Raw genomic sequence first — 20,719 nt, forward strand, 5'->3', positions numbered from 1 at the left:
AGGAGCCTACGCTCCTATCGAACGAAAATTCGATGACACGCCGCAACATCGAACGCGAGTACCGAAACCGCGACCGCCGACGGAAGCGGCTGCACTTTCGCGGCAGGTGCGCCCGCGAGAGAGCTGTGCCCGATGTGTACCCCTAGCGGCGACGGGGGTCGAGCCGCCCCACGCCGTATCTCCGCTCGGGCGGCACATCCGTCTCGGCGCAAAGGGCGAGCCACACCTCGCGCGGGTCGACGCCCGCTGCGAGCGCCTCCGCAGGTGTTCGGCCACCGACCGCCGACAGCACGAGGTCGGTCATCAAAGAGCCACCGCGCGCGCCGAACTCATCGGCGACGGCACGGTCGAATTCGCTACGACGCATGCGGTCGGCTGGGACCGATCAGCGCAACGAGAGTTCGGGCTCGACCTCGGCGACGAGGTCGTCGGGAACGATGTCGGGGAAGGTCTGGAGCCCCTCGAGCACCGAAAGGCGGTCGCCGACCTCGCGCATGATCGACGAAATGGGAACGTCGAGCGCCTCGGCGACCGACGCGAGGATCTCGCTCGACGCTTCTTTCTGGCCGCGCTCCACCTCACTGAGGTAGCCGAGAGCCACGCTCGCGCGGCTGGCGACCTGGCGGAGGGTACGCCCCTTCTGCTGGCGGAGGTCACGCAGGACTTCGCCGATCTCTTGACGAACCAGGATCATTTCGGGCCCCTCCTCACTGCTGATTCCGACGCTGTCCGGAGTGGACAACCGTACAACACCATGTGGTCACCCTAATGCCGCGCGCTGGGCAGTGGATGGGAATCGCTGATCAAAACCCATCTCTGTCATCATTTGTTCCCGCTCGGCGCGGTCAGAGGGCCGCGAGCGTACGCCGCACCGCGATTCGGGCGGCTTCTCGACGGATCCGATCCCGATCCCCCGCGATGACGAGGGAGTCGACGCTGGTCCCCAGCGGGGTCGAGACGCCGATGTGCACCGTGCCCACCACGTGACCGTCCTGCGTCTCAGGACCCGCTACTCCGGTCGTCGCCACTCCGACGTCGGCGGGCACCCCGTCGCGCCCCAGAACGTCTCGGACGCCGCGCGCCATCTGCCGGGCGACGCGAGGATGCACGGCGCCGTGCGCGTCGAGAAGCGCCGCATCGACCCCGAGAACGCTCTGCTTCACGTCAGTCGCGTACGCCACGACTCCCCCGCGTACCACACGCGACGCCCCGGGGACGTCGACGAGTGACGACACGACGAGCCCACCCGTGAGCGACTCCGCGACCGCGATGGTCCAGCCGAGCTCGGCGAGGCGCTCGAGCAGCAACGCAGCGCTTCCCCGCGGATCCGTGATCAGCGTCTCGTCGAAGTCCTCGGGGATGCCGTGGCTCATCGCGACCTCCGTGCTGTGCGCGCTGCTCGAACCTCCGTCACGACGTAGTCGATCCCGGAGGCGATCGTGAGGATCACCGCGACCGTCATCGTCACCACTCCGGCCCACCACACGGTGGAGCGCCAGGCCGCGGCATCCGAGAGGCTGGCGAAGGGAAGGAGCGCGATCGAGAGCGCAACGGCCTGAGCCACGGTCTTGAGCTTGCCCATCCACGCCGCCGCGAGCACGTGGTCGCTGACGACCATGAAGCGGTAGACCGTGATTCCCACCTCGCGGACGAGGACGACGATGGTGACCCACCAGTCCAGCTCTCCGAGGATCGAGAGTCCCACGAACGCCACGCCCGTGAGCGCCTTGTCGGCGATCGGGTCGAGGAGCTTGCCGAGGTCGCTGACGATGTCGTACTTGCGGGCGATGTACCCGTCGATCCCATCCGTGGCGATCGCGACGATGAAGACGATGCCGGCCGCCCAGCGCAGCGCCCCGCCCGCCCCGCCGTCGGCGAGAAGCATCCACAGGAAGACCGGTGCGCACAGGATGCGCGCGATCGTGATCGCGTTCGGCAGCTGCGGGTGAACGGCCATCAGTCGCGGCCCGTCAGCTGCCAGGCGTCTTCCGACCCCTCATCGTCGTCGACCACCGGAACACCCTCGAACTGGGCTTCGATCGGGTCGGATCCGTAGCGATCGTCGGATGCCGCGGGCTCGGGAGCCTCGTCGCCTCGCAGACGCGCGAGAACCGCGGGGAGCTGCTCATTCGTCACGAGAACGTCTCGGGCCTTCGATCCTTCGGACGGCCCGACGATCTCGCGCGATTCGAGAAGGTCCATCAGCCGGCCCGCTTTCGCGAATCCGACGCGGAGCTTTCGCTGGAGCATCGACGTCGAGCCGAACTGGGTCGAGACGACAAGCTCGGCCGCCGCGAGCAGGAGTTCGAGGTCGTCGCCGATATCGGCATCGATCTCCTTCTTCTCGGCCGCAGCCTGGACATCGGAGCGATACTCCGGGCGCGCCTGCTGGGTGACGTGAGCGACGACCTTCTCGATCTCTTGCTCGCTGACCCATGCCCCCTGCACGCGCAGCGCCTTCGACGCCCCCATCGGCAGGAAGAGCCCGTCGCCCTGGCCGATGAGACGATCCGCGCCGGGCTGATCGAGGATCACGCGGGAGTCGGTGACGCTGGTCACCGCGAACGCAAGTCGCGAGGGGACGTTGGCCTTGATCAGGCCCGTCACGACGTCGACGGAGGGACGCTGGGTCGCCAGGACGAGGTGGATGCCGCTGGCTCGGGCGAGCTGGGTGATGCGGACGATAGAGTCCTCGACGTCGCGCGGCGCGACCATCATGAGGTCCGCGAGCTCGTCCACGACGACCAGCAGGTAGGGGTAGGGCTTGAGAACGCGCTCGCTCCCCGCGGGCAGCTGGATCTCACCGGCGACGACCGCCTTGTTGAAGTCGTCGATGTGGCGGAATCCGAACGACGCGAGGTCGTCGTACCGCATGTCCATCTCTTTCACGACCCACTGGAGAGCCTCGGCGGCCTTCTTGGGGTTCGTGATGATCGGGGTGATGAGGTGCGGAACACCGGCGTAGGAGGTGAGCTCCACGCGCTTCGGGTCGATGAGCACCATACGCACGTCCGACGGCTTCGCCCGCATGAGCAGGCTCGTGATCATCGAGTTGACGAAGCTCGACTTTCCCGAGCCGGTGGACCCCGCGACGAGAAGGTGGGGCATCTTCGCGAGGTTCGCGACGACGAAGCCACCACCGACGTCCTTGCCGACGCCGATCGTCATGGGGTGCGTCGACGAGGTCGCCGCATCGGAGCGCAGGATGTCGCCGAGCGTCACGATCTCGCGATCGGCGTTGGGGATCTCGACACCGATCGCGCTCTTGCCGGGGATCGGGGCGAGGATGCGCACCTCGTTGGAGGCGACGGCGTAGGCGATGTTGTTGGTCAGCGCGGTGATGCGTTCGACCTTGACGCCCGGTCCGACCTCGATCTCGTACTGCGTCACGGTCGGACCGCGAGAGAAGCCGGTCACCCGCGCGTCGACCTTGAACTGCTCCATGACGCTCTCGATCGCCTTCACGACGGCGTCATTGGCAGCGGAACGAGCCTTGGGGGGTGTGCCGGTGGCAAGGGCGGTGACGGCAGGGAGCCGGTAGTTGGCCGACGGTGGAGCACCGGCGTTGTCGCCCCCGAGACCGGAGATGCCGGGCATGTCGTCGTCGGGGAGATCGTCGACGGGCGAATCGTCGTGAAGACCGCGGCCACTCGCCGCCTTCGCCAGAGTGGCGGCGTCAAAGACCTCCGTCAGGGCGTCGGGGGTGGGGACAGGCGGCGACGGCGGACGTACGGGCGCGGTGACCTGCTCCGGAGCGACGACGGGCGATTCGAAGCCCCCTTGCGGCGTTCCCGGGGTGAGCAGCTCGGTGAGGTCGTTGGAGCCAAGGGACCCGTCGACGTCTTCTTCGCGACCGGACTTGTTCCGACGCCACCAGGGCAGTGACTTCTCGACCGGCTCGTCGTCGGAGTCATCAGCGGGGAGCGCCTTTGTCGTGGCCGTACCGTCGCGCGCCTCGAGTTCTGCCCGCTCTGCTCCGAACAGCCAGGCGTAAAGCTCGCCGAGGCGGCGTCCGATGCGGTTCGGCGGCGTCTTGGTCAGGATCAACACACTCAACACCGCGAGCAGCGACAGCGCGATGAATGCCCCAACTTCCGTTAGGAGCAGTGCGAGGGGTTCACCCACGATCCACCCGGCAATGCCGCCCGCGGGGCTCAGGACAGGCGGCCCGCCGTTGCTTGGCGCGGGACGCCCGCCCGCGACGTGGCAGAACCCGGCGAGAACGATGACGAAGAGCCCGAATCCTATTCCTACGCGGCCGTTGTCATGGACCGATGAGGGATGCCGAAACAGCCAGCCCGCGAGCAGCAACAACAGAACGGGAAGCACAAAAGCAACTCGTCCGAAGAGCATGCCGAAGCTGTAGGCGCTGATGAGAGCTGCCGCATCCGTACCGATGAAGAACCACTCGACCACCGCGCCGAGCGCAGCGAGCACCACCAGGAAGAACGGGAAACCGTCGCGCCGCTGATCGCGCTCGAGGTTCTCGAAGCCGAAGGCCCGGAACATCCCTCCCACGCCGTGGGCGACCGCCATCCAGGCGCGCACGACGATGGACGGCTTCTCGGGCTCATCGACATAGCGCTTTGGCGCGGGCGCCGAGCGCTTGGCCGCGGGCGCCGCGGCTTTGGATCGCGGCGTCCCCTTCGCGGGGGCGCGACCGCCGGAGGGGGACGAGGTACGAGCCATGGTTCCACGGTAGGCGGGACCACCGACATTCGGGCGTACCGACGCGGGCTTCAGCGCAGTCGCTTCACCATGACGTCACGCCCGATTCCTTTGCGCACCACGGCGAATCCCTCGGACCGATACAGCGAGACGGCGTAGTTGTCGCGCTCGACGCTGAGGCTGATACGGGCGTACCCCTGCGCCCGCGCGTGGTCGACGAGCCGCTGAAGGAGAGCGCGTCCGACCCCGTGCGCGCGCCAGACCGGCCGCACGCCGATGATGAGCTCAGGTACACCGGTTCCGACCCAGCCGAAGCCGGGCTCGTCGCGCGGCAGCATGCGGTACCACGCGGCTCCGATGGGTTCGCCTCCCGGCGATTCGGCGACGAAACCGGCGTCGCCGGGTCGCAGCCATCCCGCGATGTATCGGCGGTACTCGGCGCTGCTCAGGATCTCGTGACGCGGGCGCACCGCGCCGGCGCGCCAGGTCGCAGCCTCGACCGTCATGTCGGCGAGGAAGGCGCCGTCGGATGGGAGCGCCGCGCGGATCGGGAGAGCGGGCATGCCCGCATGATAGCGGGGAACGACGGAGCGCCACGGGCGAACCCGTGACGCTCCGGAGGGGATCAGGCCTCGATGATCAGCGGCACGATCATGGGGCGCCGACGCAACGACTGATTCACCCAACGCCCGATGGTACGGCGCACGACCTGCGACAGGGCGTGGTTGTCACGCACGCCGGACTGCGCGGCCTCGGTGAGGGCCGCCGCGATCTTGGGCTTGACGCTCTCGAAGACCGAGTCGTTCTCGGCGACGCCACGCGCGTGGATGTCGGGTCCGGACACGATCTTGCCGGTTGCCGAGTCGACGACCACGATCACCGAGATGAAGCCCTCTTCACCGAGGATGCGACGGTCCTTGAGATCGGCATCCGTGATGGCACCCACCGACGACCCGTCCACGTAGACGAAACCGATGTCGAGCTGACCGACGACCGTCGCGACGCCGTCGCGCAGGTCGACGACTGTCCCGTTCTCACCGAGGATCGTGTTCTGCTCGGGGATCCCGGTCTCCTGGGCCAGCTTCGCGTTGGCCATCAGATGCCGGTACTCGCCGTGCACGGGCAGCACGTTCTTGGGCTGGAGGATGTTGTAGCAGTACAGCAGCTCGCCCGCGGCGGCGTGACCCGACACGTGCACCTTGGCGTTGCCCTTGTGCACCACGGTCGCACCGAGCTTGGTGAGGCCGTCGATCACGCGGTAGATCGCGTTCTCGTTTCCGGGGATCTGGCTGGATGCCAGGATGATCGTGTCGCCCTCGCCCGGCTCGATCGCGTGGTCGAGGTTGGCCATGCGGCTGAGCACCGCCATCGGCTCGCCCTGCGAACCGGTCGACATGTAGACGATTCTGTCGTCGGGAAGGTCGCGAGCCTTCTTGTAGTCGATGAGCACGCCGTCGGGGACGTTCAGGTAGCCGAGATCGGCGGCGATGCCCATGTTGCGCACCATGCTGCGCCCGAGCAGCGCTACGCGACGACCGTTGGCGTGCGCGGCGTCAAGCACCTGCTGCACGCGGTGCACGTGGCTGGAGAAGCTCGCCACGACCACGCGGCGAGGCGCCTTGGCGATCACCTGGTCGAGCACGGGGCCGATGCCCCGCTCCGTCGGGGTGAAGCCGGGCACGTCGGCGTTCGTGGAGTCGACCAGGAAGAGATCGACGCCCTCTTCGCCGAGGCGGGCAAACGCGCGCAGGTCGGTGATGCGGCCGTCGAGCGGCAGCTGGTCCATCTTGAAGTCGCCGGTGGCCAGCGCGAGGCCCGCGGGCGTGCGGATCGCGACGGCCAAGGCATCCGGGATCGAGTGGTTCACCGCGATGAACTCGAGGTCGAAGGGACCCACCTGTTCGCGCTGGCCCTCCTCCACCGTCAGCGTGAACGGCCGGATGCGGTGCTCCTTGAGCTTCGCCTCGATCAGGGCGAGCGTGAGTCCCGAGCCGATGAGGGGGATGTCGGCCTTCAACTTCAGCAGGTACGGGACCGCGCCGATGTGGTCTTCGTGGCCGTGCGTGAGCACGACGCCGACGATGTCGTCGAGTCGGTGCTTGATGGGCTCGAAGTCCGGCAGGATCAGGTCGACGCCGGGCTGGTGCTCCTCGGGGAACAGCACGCCGCAGTCCACGACGAGGAGTTTGCCCTCGTACTCGAACACCGTCATGTTGCGTCCGACCTCGCCGAGTCCGCCGAGCGGGAAGACGCGGAGTGTGCCGGGGGCGAGCTCCGGCGGATCGTAAACGGTCGTGGGCATATGTGCCTCCTCGGATGCCACCGCGTGGCATCCCTCTTCTTTTCGGATGCCGGCCGGCGGCATCCTTCTTGTCACGTCCCCAGCCGCGGATCGGCGGACGCCGATGTCTATCGCGTCGTGCCGTGCACCTTCGGCAGGGCACCGCCGGCGGCCGCGTTGCGGTCAGGGCGGAAGTTGGAGAAGTCGGCGCCGGCCACGTTCTTCACGAGGGCCAGTTCGTCTTCGATGACGGCGGCTTCCCACTCTTCGGGGCCGACGAGGGGAAGGCGCACGCGCGGGCTGCCGATGCGGCCGAGGCCGTGCAGGATGTACTTCGCCGCGACCGTGCCGGGAACGTGCGTCATCACGGCGCGGACGAGCGGTTCGAGGCTCTGGTGCGCGGCGGTGGCCGACGCGAGATCGCCCGCGTTCACGGCATCCACGATCGTCCGGTAGGGCGTGGCGGTGATGTTCGCCGTCACACCGATGAGGCCGCTCGCACCGATCGAGAGGTGCGGGAGCACGTTCGCGTCGTCGCCGGAGAAGTACATGAGGTCGGTCTGGTTCAGGACCCGGCTGACCTCGCTGAAGTCGCCCTTGGCGTCTTTGATGGCGAGGATGTTCGGGTGCTTGGCGAGACGGAGGATCGTCTCGTACTTGATGGGCACACCCGTGCGGCCGGGGATGTCGTAGAGGATGACCGGCAGATCGGTCGCGTCGGCGACGAGGCGGAAGTGCGTCAGGATGCCGGCCTGCGTGGGCTTGTTGTAGTACGGCGTGACGATCATGATGCCGTCGGCGCCGGCCTTCTCGCTCGCTTTGTAGAGCTCGATCGCGTGCGCGGTCTCGTTCGAGCCGCCGCCCGTGATGATCTTGGCGCGTCCGGCCGAGACGCTCTTGCCGACCTCCACCAGACGCAGCTTCTCTGGGTCGGTGAGGGTCGAGGTCTCACCCGTGGTGCCGGTGACGACGATGCCGTCGGCTCCCGCGCTGATGACGTCGTCGATGTGCTTCTCGGTGGCGGGCCAATCGACTTCGCCGTCGGCGGTCATCGGGGTGATGAGCGCGACGAGCACCTGACCGAAGGGATTGCCGGAGTGCGTCATGCTCCCAGGGTATCGGTTCGCGACCCGCGGTCCTCAGCGTCCATCTGCATGATCGGTGTGACCAGAGTGAACACCGGGCGTCGAACGGCCCGTCATTCCCCGCCTCGGTCATGCATGTGGACCGCCACGCGCCTGTGCGCGCCGCGCCAGGATCGCCGCCTCCACCAGATGCCACTCGTGGAGCACGAGTGCGTAATCGAACCGCAGGGTCTCGAACCCCTGCGCCGCAGCGATCGCGTCACGTCGCAGATCCTTGTGCCGCATGACCACCCCGTCGTGGTTCGCACGGCCGTCGGTCTCCAGGATGATCCGCCCGTCGAGCAAGAAATCCACCACGCCGACGCCGGGGAGACGCACCTGGCTCTCGAGTCGAATGCCGAGGCGGCTCAGCCGCAGACGCAGGATCGACTCGAGACCGCTGTCGGCGTCGGGCCGAGCGAGGTCGACGAGCCTTCGCTGCCCGGCCCGCAGTCCGGCCCTCACCTCGGCGCGCTGCGCCCGATCGATCAGCCCTTTGCGCCACGCCGATTCGAAGGCGGCGAAGAAGACCTCGTCGCCGAGGCACGATGCCACTTGGACCAGAGCCTGCACGATCGAGACCACGCCGAACGCGGAGGTCCCGGCGTCGTGGTGGGTCACGCATCGGGATCCGGCATGCGGGTGGCGCCGACCCGAAGTCCCCAACCAGACGTGGAGGCGTGCCTCGTCGTCCCACAGCCAGACACCCAGGCAACGGAGCGCGGAGGCGCAGGCCACGGATCCGCCGTGCACCGCGGCCGCCTTGACGATCGGATCGGCATCGGGCAGGGCGAGAACCCCCTCGCGCAAGCGCTCCAAGGTGTCTCCGCGCACGAATCGGCGGATGTCGGCGACTGTCGCGCCATGAGCGAGCAGGTGGGCGCGGCGCATGACTCCCCCGGCTCGGGCCACGAGATCGACGGCGGTGGAGGTTCGCACGGATGCAGAGTGCAGGACGGCGAAGTCCGCGCGAGGCGATTTCGGGCGAATGTGGATAACTCGATGATGGGTGGGTCGGGCCGGCGTGGTTCAGATGCATGACCGGTGGGGCGTATGTGTCCTCACGCGACGGACAAGGGCGGAATCGGGCAGTCGCTCCGACATCTGGGCACGCGCGAAGGACGACCCCGCACGGACGCCTAGGGTGGCGGAATGAGCTGGACCACCCGCGCGACCCGCACCGTCTACGAGAACCCCTGGATCCACGTGCGCGAAGACCAGGTCACCGGCCCGCACGGCGACGGCATCTACGGCGTCGTCCGGATGCAGCACCCCGCCGTCTTCGTCATCGCGCTCGACGACGAGGATCGGATCTGCCTGGTGGAGCTCGAGCGTTACACGACGGGCCGTTCGATCGAGGTCCCGGCGGGAGGGTCCGACGGAGAGGATCCGCTCGTCGCCGCTCAGCGCGAGTTGCTCGAAGAGACCGGGGTGACGGCATCCGACTGGCAGTATCTGGGGCGTATGAACGCGCTCAACGGCATCGCGGACGCGCCCGAGCACGTCTACCTCGCGCGGGGGCTCTCGATGACGGATGCCGCTGCCTCGCAGCACGAGGAAGGCATCGACGCGGTGCGATGGATTCCATTCGCGGAGGCGCTGACGCTCGTCGCCGACGGTGAGATCACCGACGGCGAGACCATCGCGGCACTCGCTTTCGCCGGAATCCGGCTGGGGCGATTCCGCTAGCGGTACTCAGCGGCCGCGCGCCGCCGCGCGCACGACCACCGAATCGGGCAGCAGTCGTGACGCCGCGACGATGACCTTGTAGCGCCAGGAGGGAATCGACACCGCGCGACCGCGGGCCGCGTCTCGCAAGCCCTCGCGCACGACCGTCTCGGCATCGAGCCAGAGGCCGGGGGCGACCCCTTCCTGTCCCGGCGGTAGGCCGAGTCGCTCGTGGAAGTTCGTGTGGACGAAGCCCGGGCACACGGCGGTGACTGTGACGCCCCGCGGCCCGTACACGACGTTCGCCCACCGGCTGAACGAGATGAGCCACCCCTTGACCGCGCCGTAGGTTCCGCGCGGTACGAAACCGGCGACCGACGCGACGTTGACGATGCGCCCGCTCCCCCGCGCCAGCATGGGGCCGAGAGCTGCGTGCGTGAGACGCAGCGCAGCCTCGACGTGAAGCCGCAGATGTCGCACCTCGTCATCGACGGGGTTCTTCTCGAAGGCGAGGTCGAGGCCGAAACCCGCGTTGTTGACGAGCACGTCGACGCCGTCGGCCAGGCGGTCCTCGACGGCGGCGAGCGCGTCGGCCTCGAGGAGGTCCGCGACGAGAACCTCGACGCGGACGTCGAGACGGCCCCTGATCTCGGCCGAGAGCCCCTCCAGAGCCGTCCGGTCACGCGCCACGAGAACCAGGTCCGCTCCGCGCCCCGCGAGCTGGCGGGCGAACTCCGCCCCGAGTCCGGAGCTTGCTCCCGTGATGAGGGCGGTGGGCATGTCAGGCCTCCGGTCGACGATACGTCTCGAAGCGGTACCGGATGCCGCCCCTCGAGAGGTGCCACCCGGCTTCGGGGTCGGCGGCGTCGCGATGCCAGCCGTCGATCGACGGTGCGAAGGTGTCACCGTCGACGGAGACGTCGAGACGGGTCACCTCGACGACGTCGGCGCGGTCGATGGCGTCGGCGTACAGTCGCCCGCCGCCGATCACCCAGACCTCGTCGCTCCCGGCGAGGGCGAGCGCCTCGTCGAGGGAGGCGGCCTTCTCGGCCCCTTCGGTGCCCCAGGTATCGGATCGCGTCACGACGATGTTGCGTCGTCCGGGCAGGGGACGGAAGCGCGGTGGGAGCGACTCCCACGTGCGCCGTCCCATGATGACGTCGGACGACCCGGTCACGGCGCGGAAGTGCGCGAGGTCTTCGGGAACGTGCCAGGGCATTCCGCCATCGGCACCGATGACACCGCCGTGGGCCTCGGCCCAGACGAGCCCGACGGAGGTCATACCGCGACGGCCCCGCGGATGGCCGGGTGGTGCTGGTAGTCGTCGACGACGATGTCGTCGTAGGTGTACTCGAAAACCGACTCGGGGGTCCGAGCGAAGCGCAGCGTCGGGTACGGGTACGGCTCGCGCGTGAGCTGCTCCCGCACCTGCTCCCGGTGGTTGTCGTACACGTGGCAGTCGCCGCCGGTCCAGACGAACTCCCCGGGCTCGAGACCGGTCTGCTGCGCGACCATCAGCGTGAGCAGTGCGTAGGAGGCGATGTTGAAGGGGACGCCGAGGAACATGTCGGCGCTGCGCTGGTAGAGCTGGCACGACAGCTTGCCGTCGGCGACATAGAACTGGAAGAGCGCGTGGCACGGGGCGAGCGCCATCTCGGGGATGTCGGCGGGGTTCCACGCCGAGACGATCAGGCGCCGCGAGTCGGGATCACGACGGATCTGCTCGATCACTTGGGCGATCTGGTCGATCGTCCCCCCGTCGGCCGTCGGCCAGGAACGCCACTGCACCCCGTAGACCGGTCCGAGCTCGCCGTCGGCGTCGGCCCACTCGTCCCAGATGGTGACGCCGTTGTCCTTCAGCCACCCGACATTGGATTCTCCGCGCAGGAACCACAGCAGCTCGTACACGATCGACTTGAGGTGGACGCGCTTGGTCGTGATGAGGGGGAAGCCCTCGGCGAGGTCGAAGCGGATCTGTCGACCGAAGACGCTCGTGGTGCCGGTGCCGGTGCGATCCGACTTGTGCGTGCCCGTCTCGAGCACGTCGCGCAGCAGGTCTTCGTACGGGGTGGGGATGTCGGCGGTCACGGCCCTCACGATACCCGCGATGCGTTCCCCACCGGCATCCAGGGAGCGGTCGCGTGGACGGTTCGCGGTCCGTTTCGGCTGGGGAGGAGAGTGGGCGGCGTCACGTTCCGACTCATCAGCCCCGACGTCGGATACGGCGGCTAGCGTTGTCGATCGTGGACCTCGCTCTCGCACTCGTGATCGTCGCCGCTCTGCTCGCGGCCACCGTCGTGCTGGGCCTGGTGTGGCGTCGTGGACAGGGGCGAGCGCGCTCGGTCGACTCGGGCGAAACGATCGACCCTCGCGTGCTCGAGGCGGGCCCCCTCGGTGAGGCGGCCACCCTGGTGCACTTCAGCACCGAGATGTGCACGCGCTGCCCCGGTGTGCATCGCATGCTCTCCGCCGTGGCGGACGATCGCTCGGGAGTGCGCCACATCGACGTCGATCTGACCCACCGCCCGGATCTCGCGAAGCGATTCCGCGTCCTGCAGACACCGACGACCCTCCTCGTCGACGCGTCGGGGCAGACCGTCCGTCGTTTCGGGGGTCCGCCGGCACGCGCCGACGTCGAACGCGAACTCGACCTCCTCACGAAAGAGAACGCCCATGGCTGAACCCGCCCGCATCGATGCCCGCGGACCGCGCTTCGCGGCATCCATCACCGCGGTGCTCCTCCTCGTCGGCACGCTGCTGAGTCTGCTCGGCGTCTCGACGGGGCCCGAGGCGACCCTGGACCGCGCGACCGATCCGGGCTTCCTGGTGATCCTCGTCGTCGCGCTCCTCTTCGTCTGGGGCGTGGCCTCCCCGCGGACCGCCCCCCTGGGGCGTCCTCTACCGCAAGGTCGTTCAGCCGCGACTCGCGCCGCCCACCGAGTTCGAAGACCCGCGACCGCCGCGCTTCGCGCAGGGCGTCGGCCTCTTCGTCACGGCGGTCGGACTGATCCTCCACCTCGCGGGCGTGCCGTGGGCGCTCCCCATCGCCGCCGCCATGGCGTTCGTCGCCGCGTTTCTCAACGCCGTCTTCGGACTGTGCCTCGGATGCCAGCTCTACCTCGTGCTGCAGCGGGCGGGGATCGTGGGGCGTCGGGGTCCGGCATCCGCGTGATCGGTTCGCTAGGGATGGGCTGTCAAGACCTGAACGGTGTCGGTCGCCCTCGTTAGGCTGGCCGCGTCGCGGTCACCCGGACCGCGGACACCACGTCGCGGTCGCGAACCGCGCAGACACCACGGAGGTTCCCATGGCCGTCACGAGCGAAGCCGCCACCGCCTGGAAGGGCAGCCTGTTCGAGGGATCGGGTGAGGTCACGTTCACCTCCTCGGGCATCGGCACGTTCGACGTCAACTGGAAGGCGCGCAGCGAGGGTTCGAACTCGGTCACCACGCCCGAGGAACTCCTCGCCGGAGCGCACTCCGCGTGCTTCAGCATGGCGCTGTCGAACGCGCTGGCCGAGAACGGCACCCCGCCCGAGTCGGTCGACGCGACCGCGTCCGTCACCTTCAAGCCTGGCACCGGCATCACCGGCAGCCACCTGAATGTCAACGCCGTCGTCCCCGGCCTCGACGCCGCGACGTTCGAGAAGATCGCCAACGACGCCAAGGCGAACTGCCCCGTGTCGCAGGCGCTCGCCGGCATCGACATCACCCTCGAGGCGACGCTTGCCTGAGACTCCGGCCCGACGCGTCGTCCTCGCCGGCGCGTCGGGCCTCATCGGCAAAGCTCTCGCGGACTCGCTCCGCGCTGACGGCGTCGAGGTGACCTCACTCGTTCGGCACGAGCCCCGCGCCGCACACGAGGTGCAGTGGTTGCAGGATCCCGCTCCCCTGGACCCCGATGTCCTCGCCGGAGCCGACGCCGTGGTCTGCCTCAACGGCGCCTCGATCGGTCATTTCCCCTGGACGCCGTCCTACAAGAGCACGCTGCTGTGGTCGCGCATCACCCCGACGCGCACCCTCGCCACCGCGATCCGCGCGCTCGGCGAAGACGCTCCCGCCCTCATCAACGCCAGTGCGACGGGCTTCTACGGATCGCAGCCGGGAACACTTCTCACCGAGGACTCCCCGCACGGAGAGGGCTTCCTCGTCGACATCTGCATCGACTGGGAGGCCGCTGCGCGCGACGCCGGCAGCCGCGCACGCGTCGCCCTTCTCCGCACGGCTCCGATCGTCCATGAGCAGGGTGTCCTCAAGCCGTTGCTGCTTCTGACGAAGATCGGCGCGGCGGGTCCCATCGGCCGCGGAACGCAGGTGTGGCCCTGGATCACGCTCGACGACGAGGTACGCGCCATCCGGCACGTCATCGACTCCGACATCGACGGACCGGTCAATCTCACGGGACCGACGCGGGCGACGGCGAACGACCTGGGCTTCGCCCTCGCTCGCCGTATGAACCGCCCCTACGTGCTGCGCGCCCCGATCTGGGGCGTCAGGCTCGCGCTGGGCTCGGATGCGACGGAGGCGCTGCTCCTGACCGACGCCGACGTGCGGCCTCGAGTCCTCGAGGACAGCGGCTTCGCCTTCACGCACCGCACGGTCGAAGAGGCTGTGGCCTCCGCCGTTCCGGCACCGAACTGATCGACGCGCCTCAGACCGCGCGGCGCTCCGCGCTCTCGAGCCGGATCGCCGTGCGGATCGCCTCACGGGCCCGACGACGGTCACCCGCGGCGTCGTAGGCGAGGCCGAGACGGTATCGCGCTCGCCAGTCATCGGGATGCGCTTCCGCATCGGCGCGATACCGCGGGAAGAGCGCGTCGCCGTCTTCGCGCTCGATGCGCCCGCTGGGGCGGACCGGAAGGTCTTCGTCGGGGAGCCCGCCCTCGGCATCCAACCGCTCCCCCAGCCGTTGCGCCCGCACACCGAACCACAGCTCACGGCCGATGGCCCACAGGGCGAGGAGCGGCAGCACGATCAGAGCCACGCCCATCGTCACGCCGATCGGCTCTCCGCTTGCCAGCAGGACGATCGCGCGCTGCCCCGCGAGGAAGACGTAGAGCAGGAGCAACACCGTCATCAGAGCGACGGCGAGGCGGACTCTCATGCGCTCGTCGCGCCCGCCACCTGGCCCGAAACGTCGCCGTCGGCGATGGGCGCCTCGGCAGGAACCGGTCGCGTGCGCACGCCGATGTCGATGAAGCTGTCGAGACCGATCACGACGCCCGTCGCCTCACGGGCGGCCGCGAGCGCGATTCGGATCCCCGGGGCATAGGCGGTTGCCGGGTCGATCGTGTCGTGCACGATCGTGAGCGACTCACCGGGGCCGGACAGCACCGTCTCTTGACGGGCGATCACTCCCGGGCGACGCAGCGAGTGGATGGGCACGGATGCCACCCGCTGACCGCGAGCACGCTGGTCGACGTGCGGGGACTCGACGGGGCCGACCTCGGCGCGGGCGGCGGCGATGAGCTCGGCCGTGCGCACCGCGGTGCCGCTGGGGGAATCCACCTTCGTCTCGCGGTGGGCCTCGATGATCTCGATCGAGGGGAAGAACGGCGCAGCGGCAGCGGCCAACGCTGTTCCGATGACCGAACCCAGCGAGAAGTTGGGAATGAAGACGGCCCCGGTGCCACTGGCATCCACGAGAGGCCGGACGAGGGCGATGCGCTCGTTCGACCAGCCCGAGGTGCCCACGAGCACGTTGATGCCGCGCTCGATCGCCGCGCGGACGATGTCGATCGACACCGCGGGGGTCGACGCGTCGATGACGAGGTCGGCTCCGTCGAGCTCGCTCATGTCGGACTTCGACGTGAGTACCGCCGACACCTCGTACCCGTCCTCGGCGTCCACGACCTCGCGGATCACCCCGCCCAGCTTGCCGGTTCCGCCCACGATGGCCACGCGCGTCGTCATGGTTCCACCCTAGGCGGCGCGGCGAACCAGGTCGCCACGTTGTCCACAGGCGCGCCGCGCGCTCAGGTGCTCGATACCCACACTCGTGGCGCCCGGTAGCTCAAGCGCTTACCCGAGGGCCGTGGTCCCACGCCCGGGTCACGGCATGATGGCGGAGTGAGCGACACCGACCGCACCCGACGTTTCTATGACGTCGTCGCCGACAGCTACGCCGACCTTCTGCCCGACACCCGCGCGGAAGCACCCCTCGATCTCGGAATGATCGCCCATTTCGTCGCCGACCTCCCGACCGGTGAGAAAGTCGTCGTGGACGCGGGGTGCGGGACCGGGCGCATGCTCACCCACCTAGGGGCGCTCGGTGTGGCGCCGGTGGCGGGCGTCGACCTCTCCCCCGCCATGGTGTCGCACGCGCGCGCGGCACACCCCGCCGTGCCGATCGAGGTCGCCGAGCTGACGGCTCTGCCGTTTCCGGATGCCGGTGTCCGCGGCATCCTGTGCTGGTACGCCATCATCCACAGCGACGCCGACGATGTCGCGAGGATCTTCCGGGAGGCCCGTCGCGTGCTGGGTCCGGGCGGTGTCCTTCTCGTCGGCTTCCAGTCCGGCACCGGGGAACGACGGGTCGAGCGCGCATACGGCCACGACTTCGCGCTGACCGCGATCCTGCACGAGCCGACGGCGATCGCCGACGCCCTGACGGCGGCGGGATTCGAGGTCACCGCGGTGGCCGAACGCGCGGCGAGAGGCAGCGAGAAGCACGCACAGGGCCTCGTCCTCGCGCGGCGCCGCTGAGGTCGCGGGCAGACCGGGAGCCGGTCAGACCGGGAGCGGGTCGACGAGCCCGGTGCGAAGCTCGACCGGCAGGTGCGCCAGGTCGTTGTGCGAGAGGAGCGTCCACGGACGACCCTTCTTCTGCGCGATCACCGTGAGGCCGCAGTTCGCCTGATTGATGGTCATCCATCGCCAGTCGGGCGCCTGCAGCACCTCGCGCACGAACCACGAGATAACGAAATTGTGCGTGATGAGCAGCTCGTGTACCTCGCCGGTCCTGCGGGCCAGGAACTCGGCCGTGGCATCCGCCATCTGCGCGCGACCGGCCTCGATCTCGGCCTCGGTGACGGAACCGAAGAACGGCTCGTAAGCGGCCGGGGTCTCGGGCGTCATGCCCGTGGGCACGCAGTCGAACAGCAGAGCCGACGGCTCGGGCGAGACGGACGGAAGACGTTCGGCCACGGCGTGCGCGGTCTGCGCGGCGCGCTCCAGGGGCGAGTGCCACACGGCGTCGAGAGGAAGCCCCGACAGTCGATCCGCGATCAGAGCAGCCTGGCGCTGACCGCGCGGAGACAGGGGTCCGTCGGCGAGGCCGTGCTCGGCATCCTGATGCTCGCCGTGGCGCACCAGGTAGATGTAGTGCGTCACTCAGCTCACCTCGTCGTCAGTCCCACGGCCCCCCGCCGCACACCTCCCACCCTACGTCACGCTCGGAAGAGGCGCCCGGTCGGGCGCCCGTCACTCGGCGGCGCGGGCGATGTCGGACAGCTGCGCGCGGCTGAGGCGCACGCCCACCGCGCGCATGCATTCCACGACGTGGCGTGGCGCGAAGGCGTTCACGATCGGGGCGACGACGATCTTCTGCGCGAGGAGCCAGGCGAGGGCCACCGCCGCGTCCGGGATACCGAGCTCTGTGCCCACGGCATCCAGGGCTCGAAGCACTTTCGAGCCTCGGCGGTTGAGGTGCATCGCGAGCTGGGACCCGCGGACCGACCGTGACTGCTGGTCGCGCGTGCGGGTCTCTCCCGCGAGGAAGCCGTGCGCGAGGGGGTGAGAGGGGGTGACCGCGATGCCCTGCGCCGCGGCGATGAGCCGAAGGTCGCCGTCGAACTCGTCGCGGCGCAGCACGTTGTACGGCACGTCGAGGACCGTGATGCGGGGATACCCGGCCGACGAGAGGATGCGGGCCTCGACGAGCTGCGCGGCCGTGTAGCCGTGCGCGCCGATCGCGCGCACCTTTCCGGACTCGACGAGCCATTCGCTGGTGGCGAGGGTGTCCTCCAGCATCGCGGCGTCGCCACGGGCGGCGTCGAGAGAGAGCACGTCGATGCGGTCGGTGCCGAGTCGCTGCAGCGAGCCTTCGACGGCTCGCACGAGGTTGACCGAGTCCAGCCCGGGATTGTCGGGGTGGCGGCCGACGCGCACCGAGAGCACGACGTCGTCGCGCATGCGACGGGTCCGCATCCACTCACCGATGATGAACTCGCTCCGCCCGGCCGCGTAGCTGTCGGCCGTGTGCAGAGCGTTTCCGCCCAATTCGGCATACGCGTCGAGGATGTCGTGGCTCGATCGCGCGTCGACGTTCCACCCGAACTCGCCGCCACCGAGGAACAGCGGGAACACGTCGAAGCCGGTCTCGCCGAGAGGAACGCGCACGTGTGAGCCGAGGCCCGGGCCCTGCAGGGTGACCGGAGCGGAGGGGTGCGGCGGCCTGTCGCGCCGAAGGCGCGCGGACGGGACGTTCTCTACGCCCGAGCCGCTCATGATGGGGTCCCCCTCGAAGCGTCGGGGGATCGCCGTACGACGGCGTCCACGCCCCCCGACGCGTACTTCGAGGGTAGAGCCTCACCAGGAAGAGGCCGCGTATTCACCCGCCGCTCCGGTAAACATTGGATAACGCTTCACCAGAACGCACGGATGCCCGCCCCGCGGAAGCGGGACGGGCATCCGTCAGAGGAGTCGATCAGCCTTCGGCGGGAGCCTCGGGGCCCTCGCTCGCCGCGGCCGAGCTCTGCGTGTCGGCAGGCTCGGGCGTGGTGGCCTCCTCGTCGAGCACGGGCTCGAGCGAGAGCTTGCCGCGGTCGTCGATCTTCGTGATGCGCACGAGGATCTTGCGACCGACCGAGAGCACGTCCTCGACGTTCTCGACGCGCTTGCCGCCGGCGAGCTTGCGGACCTCGCTGACGTGCAGCAGGCCGTCCTTGCCGGGAAGCAGCGAGACGAACGCACCGAAGGTCGCGATCTTCACGACGGTTCCGAGGAACTGCTCGCCCACCTCGGGGTTGGTCGGGTTGGCGATCGCGTTCACCTGGGCGCGGGCAGCCTCGGCCGAGGGGCCGTCGGTCGCGCCGATGTAGACGGTGCCGTCGTCCTCGATCGAGATCTGGGCACCGGTCTCGTCCTGGATGGAGTTGATCGTCTTGCCCTTGGGCCCGATGAGCTCACCGATCTTGTCGACCGGGATCTGGACGCTGATGACGCGGGGCGCGGTGGGCGCCATCTCGTCGGGAGCGTCGATCGCGGCGTTCAGGACGTTGAGGATCGTCAGACGAGCCTCCTTCGCCTGGGTGAGGGCTGCGGCCAGCACCGACGACGGGATGCCGTCGAGCTTGGTGTCGAGCTGGATCGCCGTGATGAACTCGCTGGTACCGGCGACCTTGAAGTCCATGTCGCCGAGGGCGTCTTCGGCACCGAGGATGTCGGTCAGCGCGGCGTAGCGCGTCTGGCCGTCGACCTCGTCGGTGACCAGGCCCATGGCGATACCGGCGACGGGGGCGCGAAGGGGCACACCCGCGTTCAGCAGCGACAGGGTCGAGGCGCAGACCGAGCCCATCGACGTCGAGCCGTTGGAGCCGAGAGCCTCGGACACCTGGCGGATCGCGTAGGGGAACTCCTCACGGCTGGGCAGAACCGGAACGAGCGCACGCTCGGCGAGGAAGCCGTGGCCGATCTCGCGACGCTTCGGGCTGCCGACGCGGCCGGTCTCACCGGTCGAGTAGGGCGGGAAGTTGTAGTGGTGCAGGTAGCGCTTGCTCGTGATGGGCGAGAGCGAGTCGATCTGCTGCTCCATCTTGAGCATGTTCAGCGTGGTGACACCCAGGATCTGGGTCTCGCCGCGCTGGAAGATCGCGGAGCCGTGGACGCGCGGGATAACCTGCACCTCGGCGTCGAGCGGACGGATGTCGGCGAGGCCACGGCCGTCGATGCGGACGCCCTCACTGAGGATGCGACCGCGCACGATCTTCTTGGTGACCGACTTGTAGGCGGCCGAGAACTCCAGCGGCGCGCCGGCGGGAAGCTCCCCCGCCTCGACGGCGGCGATGAGCTCGCCCTTGACGCGGTCCTTGACGGCGTCGTCGGCGTTCTGTCGCTCCTGCTTGTCGGCGATCTGGTAGACGCCCACCAGGTCGTCGTACGAGCGGCCGGCGACGAAGTCGTAGACCTCGGAGCTGTACGCGGGGAAGACCGGGTAGGCCTGGATCTCCTTGGCAGCGGTGCGAGCGACCTCGTTCTGCGCGTCGACGAGCTGACGCAGGAACGGCTTCGCGGCCTCGAGGCCCTCGGCGACGACCTGCTCGTTCGGCTTGGTCGCGCCGCCCTTGATGAGGTTCCAGCTGCCCTCGGTGGCTTCGGCCTCCACCATCATGATGGCGACGTCGCCGTCGTCGAGCACGCGGCCCGCGACGATGAGGTCGAAGACGGCGTCCTCGAGCTGCTCGGCCTTGGGGAACGCGACCCACTGGTCGGCGTGCTCGCCGTGGCCGGGGATGAGCGCGAGACGCACACCGGCGATGGGGCCGGAGAACGGCAGACCCGAGATCTGGGTCGACATGGACGCCGCGTTGATGGCGAGGGCGTCATAGAACTCGCCCGGCGCGATCGAGAGCACGGTGACGACGATCTGGACCTCGTTGCGGAGGCCGTCCACGAACGACGGACGCAGCGGGCGGTCGATGAGGCGGCACACGAGGATGGCCTCGGTCGAGGGGCGACCCTCGCGACGGAAGAACGAGCCGGGGATCTTGCCCGCGGCGTACGAACGCTCTTCCACGTCGACGGTCAGCGGGAAGAAGTCGAAGCCTTCACGCGGGTGCTTGCCGGCGCTGGTGGCCGACAGGAGCATGGTCTCTTCGTCGAGGTAGGCGGCGACGGCGCCCTGGGCCTGCTGAGCGAGGCGACCGGTCTCGAAGCGAATGGTGCGGGTGCCGAACCGGCCGTTGTCGAGAACGGCTTCGGCGGCGGTGATTTCTGGACCTTCCAAGAGGTCCCTCCTTCTTTGTTTAGGCTCGCCGCCCCG

Annotated in this window: 22 protein-coding genes and 1 pseudogene; 6 read left to right on the forward strand and 17 right to left on the reverse strand. The window is 69.0% G+C overall.

Translation table 11 applies throughout. The annotated features are described in order from the left end of the window. Positions 1 to 142 precede the first annotated feature (142 nt). From QE388_RS18270 to QE388_RS18310, 9 genes are all read right to left on the reverse strand, one after another. Positions 143 to 367 (reverse strand): DUF3046 domain-containing protein, encoded by a 225-nt coding sequence (locus QE388_RS18270; protein ID WP_275796363.1) that lies wholly within the window; start codon positions 365 to 367, stop codon positions 143 to 145. A gap of 18 nt (positions 368 to 385) precedes the next feature. Next, a complete protein-coding gene (locus QE388_RS18275) occupies positions 386 to 694 on the reverse strand; it encodes a helix-turn-helix domain-containing protein (protein ID WP_058594918.1) in 309 nt (102 codons plus the stop codon). 151 nt (positions 695 to 845) lie between these two features. Beyond that, entirely contained in the window at positions 846 to 1,373 is a 528-nt protein-coding gene (locus QE388_RS18280; RefSeq protein ID WP_275796365.1) for a CinA family protein, read from the reverse strand. After that, positions 1,370 to 1,957, reverse strand: a complete 588-nt coding sequence (gene pgsA / locus QE388_RS18285; RefSeq protein ID WP_307386970.1) for a CDP-diacylglycerol--glycerol-3-phosphate 3-phosphatidyltransferase — start codon at positions 1,955 to 1,957, stop codon at positions 1,370 to 1,372. The genes QE388_RS18280 and pgsA overlap by 4 nt, the downstream gene beginning before the upstream one ends. Further along, positions 1,957 to 4,689 (reverse strand): DNA translocase FtsK, encoded by a 2,733-nt coding sequence (locus QE388_RS18290; protein ID WP_307386972.1) that lies wholly within the window; start codon positions 4,687 to 4,689, stop codon positions 1,957 to 1,959. Before QE388_RS18290 ends, pgsA begins: the two co-directional genes overlap by 1 nt. A 50-nt stretch (positions 4,690 to 4,739) precedes the next feature. Further along, positions 4,740 to 5,231 (reverse strand): GNAT family N-acetyltransferase, encoded by a 492-nt coding sequence (locus tag QE388_RS18295; RefSeq protein ID WP_275796371.1) that lies wholly within the window; start codon positions 5,229 to 5,231, stop codon positions 4,740 to 4,742. A gap of 62 nt (positions 5,232 to 5,293) precedes the next feature. Further along, positions 5,294 to 6,970 (reverse strand): ribonuclease J, encoded by a 1,677-nt coding sequence (locus QE388_RS18300; RefSeq protein ID WP_275796373.1) that lies wholly within the window; start codon positions 6,968 to 6,970, stop codon positions 5,294 to 5,296. Positions 6,971 to 7,077: 107 nt separating this feature from the next. Further along, positions 7,078 to 8,055: a 4-hydroxy-tetrahydrodipicolinate synthase gene (dapA, locus tag QE388_RS18305; RefSeq protein ID WP_275796375.1), complete on the reverse strand. Its 978-nt coding sequence runs from the start codon at positions 8,053 to 8,055 to the stop codon at positions 7,078 to 7,080. A 108-nt stretch (positions 8,056 to 8,163) separates the two neighbouring features. Further along, complete coding sequence (locus QE388_RS18310; protein ID WP_307386975.1) at positions 8,164 to 9,012, reverse strand: endonuclease domain-containing protein; 849 nt, start codon at positions 9,010 to 9,012, stop codon at positions 8,164 to 8,166. A 213-nt stretch (positions 9,013 to 9,225) separates the two neighbouring features. Here QE388_RS18310 and QE388_RS18315 point away from each other — a divergent pair, with 213 nt between their 5' ends. Further along, entirely contained in the window at positions 9,226 to 9,762 is a 537-nt protein-coding gene (locus tag QE388_RS18315) for an NUDIX hydrolase (protein ID WP_307386977.1), read from the forward strand. Between the two features lie 6 nt (positions 9,763 to 9,768). Here QE388_RS18315 and QE388_RS18320 read toward each other — a convergent pair whose 3' ends face one another. The 3 genes from QE388_RS18320 to QE388_RS18330 are packed head-to-tail and all read right to left on the reverse strand — an operon-like array spanning position 9,769 to position 11,829. After that, positions 9,769 to 10,521, reverse strand: a complete 753-nt coding sequence (locus QE388_RS18320; RefSeq protein ID WP_307386979.1) for an SDR family oxidoreductase — start codon at positions 10,519 to 10,521, stop codon at positions 9,769 to 9,771. A gap of 1 nt (position 10,522) precedes the next feature. Then, positions 10,523 to 11,023 carry a dihydrofolate reductase gene (locus QE388_RS18325; protein WP_307386981.1) on the reverse strand — a complete coding sequence of 167 codons (501 nt, stop codon included), beginning with the start codon at positions 11,021 to 11,023 and terminating at the stop codon, positions 10,523 to 10,525. Next, positions 11,020 to 11,829 carry a thymidylate synthase gene (locus tag QE388_RS18330; protein WP_307386983.1) on the reverse strand — a complete coding sequence of 270 codons (810 nt, stop codon included), beginning with the start codon at positions 11,827 to 11,829 and terminating at the stop codon, positions 11,020 to 11,022. Before QE388_RS18330 ends, QE388_RS18325 begins: the two co-directional genes overlap by 4 nt. A gap of 155 nt (positions 11,830 to 11,984) precedes the next feature. Here QE388_RS18330 and QE388_RS18335 point away from each other — a divergent pair, with 155 nt between their 5' ends. The 4 genes and pseudogenes from QE388_RS18335 (at position 11,985) to QE388_RS18350 (ending at position 14,379) form a co-directional block, all read left to right on the forward strand. Further along, positions 11,985 to 12,422, forward strand: a complete 438-nt coding sequence (locus QE388_RS18335; RefSeq protein ID WP_307386985.1) for a thioredoxin family protein — start codon at positions 11,985 to 11,987, stop codon at positions 12,420 to 12,422. Further along, positions 12,415 to 12,913, forward strand: a pseudogene (locus QE388_RS18340) (DUF4395 domain-containing protein). Before QE388_RS18335 ends, QE388_RS18340 begins: the two are co-directional and overlap by 8 nt. Positions 12,914 to 13,046: 133 nt before the next feature. Further along, entirely contained in the window at positions 13,047 to 13,472 is a 426-nt protein-coding gene (locus QE388_RS18345; protein WP_058594930.1) for an OsmC family peroxiredoxin, read from the forward strand. Beyond that, positions 13,465 to 14,379, forward strand: a complete 915-nt coding sequence (locus QE388_RS18350; protein ID WP_307386987.1) for a TIGR01777 family oxidoreductase — start codon at positions 13,465 to 13,467, stop codon at positions 14,377 to 14,379. Before QE388_RS18345 ends, QE388_RS18350 begins: the two co-directional genes overlap by 8 nt. A gap of 10 nt (positions 14,380 to 14,389) precedes the next feature. Here QE388_RS18350 and QE388_RS18355 read toward each other — a convergent pair whose 3' ends face one another. Both QE388_RS18355 and dapB read right to left on the reverse strand, forming a co-directional pair. Further along, a complete protein-coding gene (locus QE388_RS18355) occupies positions 14,390 to 14,842 on the reverse strand; it encodes a hypothetical protein (RefSeq protein WP_307386989.1) in 453 nt (150 codons plus the stop codon). Further along, positions 14,839 to 15,651: a 4-hydroxy-tetrahydrodipicolinate reductase gene (dapB, locus tag QE388_RS18360; RefSeq protein ID WP_275796390.1), complete on the reverse strand. Its 813-nt coding sequence runs from the start codon at positions 15,649 to 15,651 to the stop codon at positions 14,839 to 14,841. Before dapB ends, QE388_RS18355 begins: the two co-directional genes overlap by 4 nt. A 156-nt stretch (positions 15,652 to 15,807) precedes the next feature. Here dapB and QE388_RS18365 point away from each other — a divergent pair, with 156 nt between their 5' ends. Continuing rightward, a complete protein-coding gene (locus tag QE388_RS18365) occupies positions 15,808 to 16,443 on the forward strand; it encodes a class I SAM-dependent methyltransferase (RefSeq protein WP_307386992.1) in 636 nt (211 codons plus the stop codon). Between the two features lie 24 nt (positions 16,444 to 16,467). On the opposite strand, the gene QE388_RS18370 is transcribed toward QE388_RS18365, so the two are convergent. The 3 genes from QE388_RS18370 to QE388_RS18380 form a co-directional block, all read right to left on the reverse strand. Next, positions 16,468 to 17,070, reverse strand: coding sequence for a histidine phosphatase family protein (locus tag QE388_RS18370; RefSeq protein ID WP_058594935.1), 603 nt, complete (start codon positions 17,068 to 17,070; stop codon positions 16,468 to 16,470). Positions 17,071 to 17,160: 90 nt separating this feature from the next. Further along, positions 17,161 to 18,186 carry an aldo/keto reductase gene (locus tag QE388_RS18375; RefSeq protein WP_275796393.1) on the reverse strand — a complete coding sequence of 342 codons (1,026 nt, stop codon included), beginning with the start codon at positions 18,184 to 18,186 and terminating at the stop codon, positions 17,161 to 17,163. Positions 18,187 to 18,385: 199 nt separating this feature from the next. Further along, the gene (locus tag QE388_RS18380) at positions 18,386 to 20,683 is read right to left on the reverse strand and encodes a polyribonucleotide nucleotidyltransferase (protein ID WP_058594937.1); all 2,298 of its coding nucleotides are present in this window, start codon (positions 20,681 to 20,683) and stop codon (positions 18,386 to 18,388) included. Between the last annotated feature and the right edge of the window lie 36 nt (positions 20,684 to 20,719).

Source organism: Microbacterium sp. SORGH_AS_0969, from assembly GCF_030818255.1.
Taxonomy (GTDB): domain Bacteria; phylum Actinomycetota; class Actinomycetes; order Actinomycetales; family Microbacteriaceae; genus Microbacterium.

Coding starts and splice junctions, on each gene's coding strand:
- QE388_RS18270 (WP_275796363.1), bottom strand. CDS start 367: ATGCGTCGTAGCGAATTCGACCGTGCCGTCGCCGATGAGTTCGGCGCG.
- QE388_RS18275 (WP_058594918.1), bottom strand. CDS start 694: ATGATCCTGGTTCGTCAAGAGATCGGCGAAGTCCTGCGTGACCTCCGC.
- QE388_RS18280 (WP_275796365.1), bottom strand. CDS start 1,373: ATGAGCCACGGCATCCCCGAGGACTTCGACGAGACGCTGATCACGGAT.
- pgsA (WP_307386970.1), bottom strand. CDS start 1,957: ATGGCCGTTCACCCGCAGCTGCCGAACGCGATCACGATCGCGCGCATC.
- QE388_RS18290 (WP_307386972.1), bottom strand. CDS start 4,689: ATGGCTCGTACCTCGTCCCCCTCCGGCGGTCGCGCCCCCGCGAAGGGG.
- QE388_RS18295 (WP_275796371.1), bottom strand. CDS start 5,231: ATGCCCGCTCTCCCGATCCGCGCGGCGCTCCCATCCGACGGCGCCTTC.
- QE388_RS18300 (WP_275796373.1), bottom strand. CDS start 6,970: ATGCCCACGACCGTTTACGATCCGCCGGAGCTCGCCCCCGGCACACTC.
- dapA (WP_275796375.1), bottom strand. CDS start 8,055: ATGACGCACTCCGGCAATCCCTTCGGTCAGGTGCTCGTCGCGCTCATC.
- QE388_RS18315 (WP_307386977.1), top strand. CDS start 9,226: ATGAGCTGGACCACCCGCGCGACCCGCACCGTCTACGAGAACCCCTGG.
- QE388_RS18320 (WP_307386979.1), bottom strand. CDS start 10,521: ATGCCCACCGCCCTCATCACGGGAGCAAGCTCCGGACTCGGGGCGGAG.
- QE388_RS18325 (WP_307386981.1), bottom strand. CDS start 11,023: ATGACCTCCGTCGGGCTCGTCTGGGCCGAGGCCCACGGCGGTGTCATC.
- QE388_RS18345 (WP_058594930.1), top strand. CDS start 13,047: ATGGCCGTCACGAGCGAAGCCGCCACCGCCTGGAAGGGCAGCCTGTTC.
- QE388_RS18355 (WP_307386989.1), bottom strand. CDS start 14,842: ATGAGAGTCCGCCTCGCCGTCGCTCTGATGACGGTGTTGCTCCTGCTC.
- dapB (WP_275796390.1), bottom strand. CDS start 15,651: ATGACGACGCGCGTGGCCATCGTGGGCGGAACCGGCAAGCTGGGCGGG.
- QE388_RS18375 (WP_275796393.1), bottom strand. CDS start 18,186: ATGAGCGGCTCGGGCGTAGAGAACGTCCCGTCCGCGCGCCTTCGGCGC.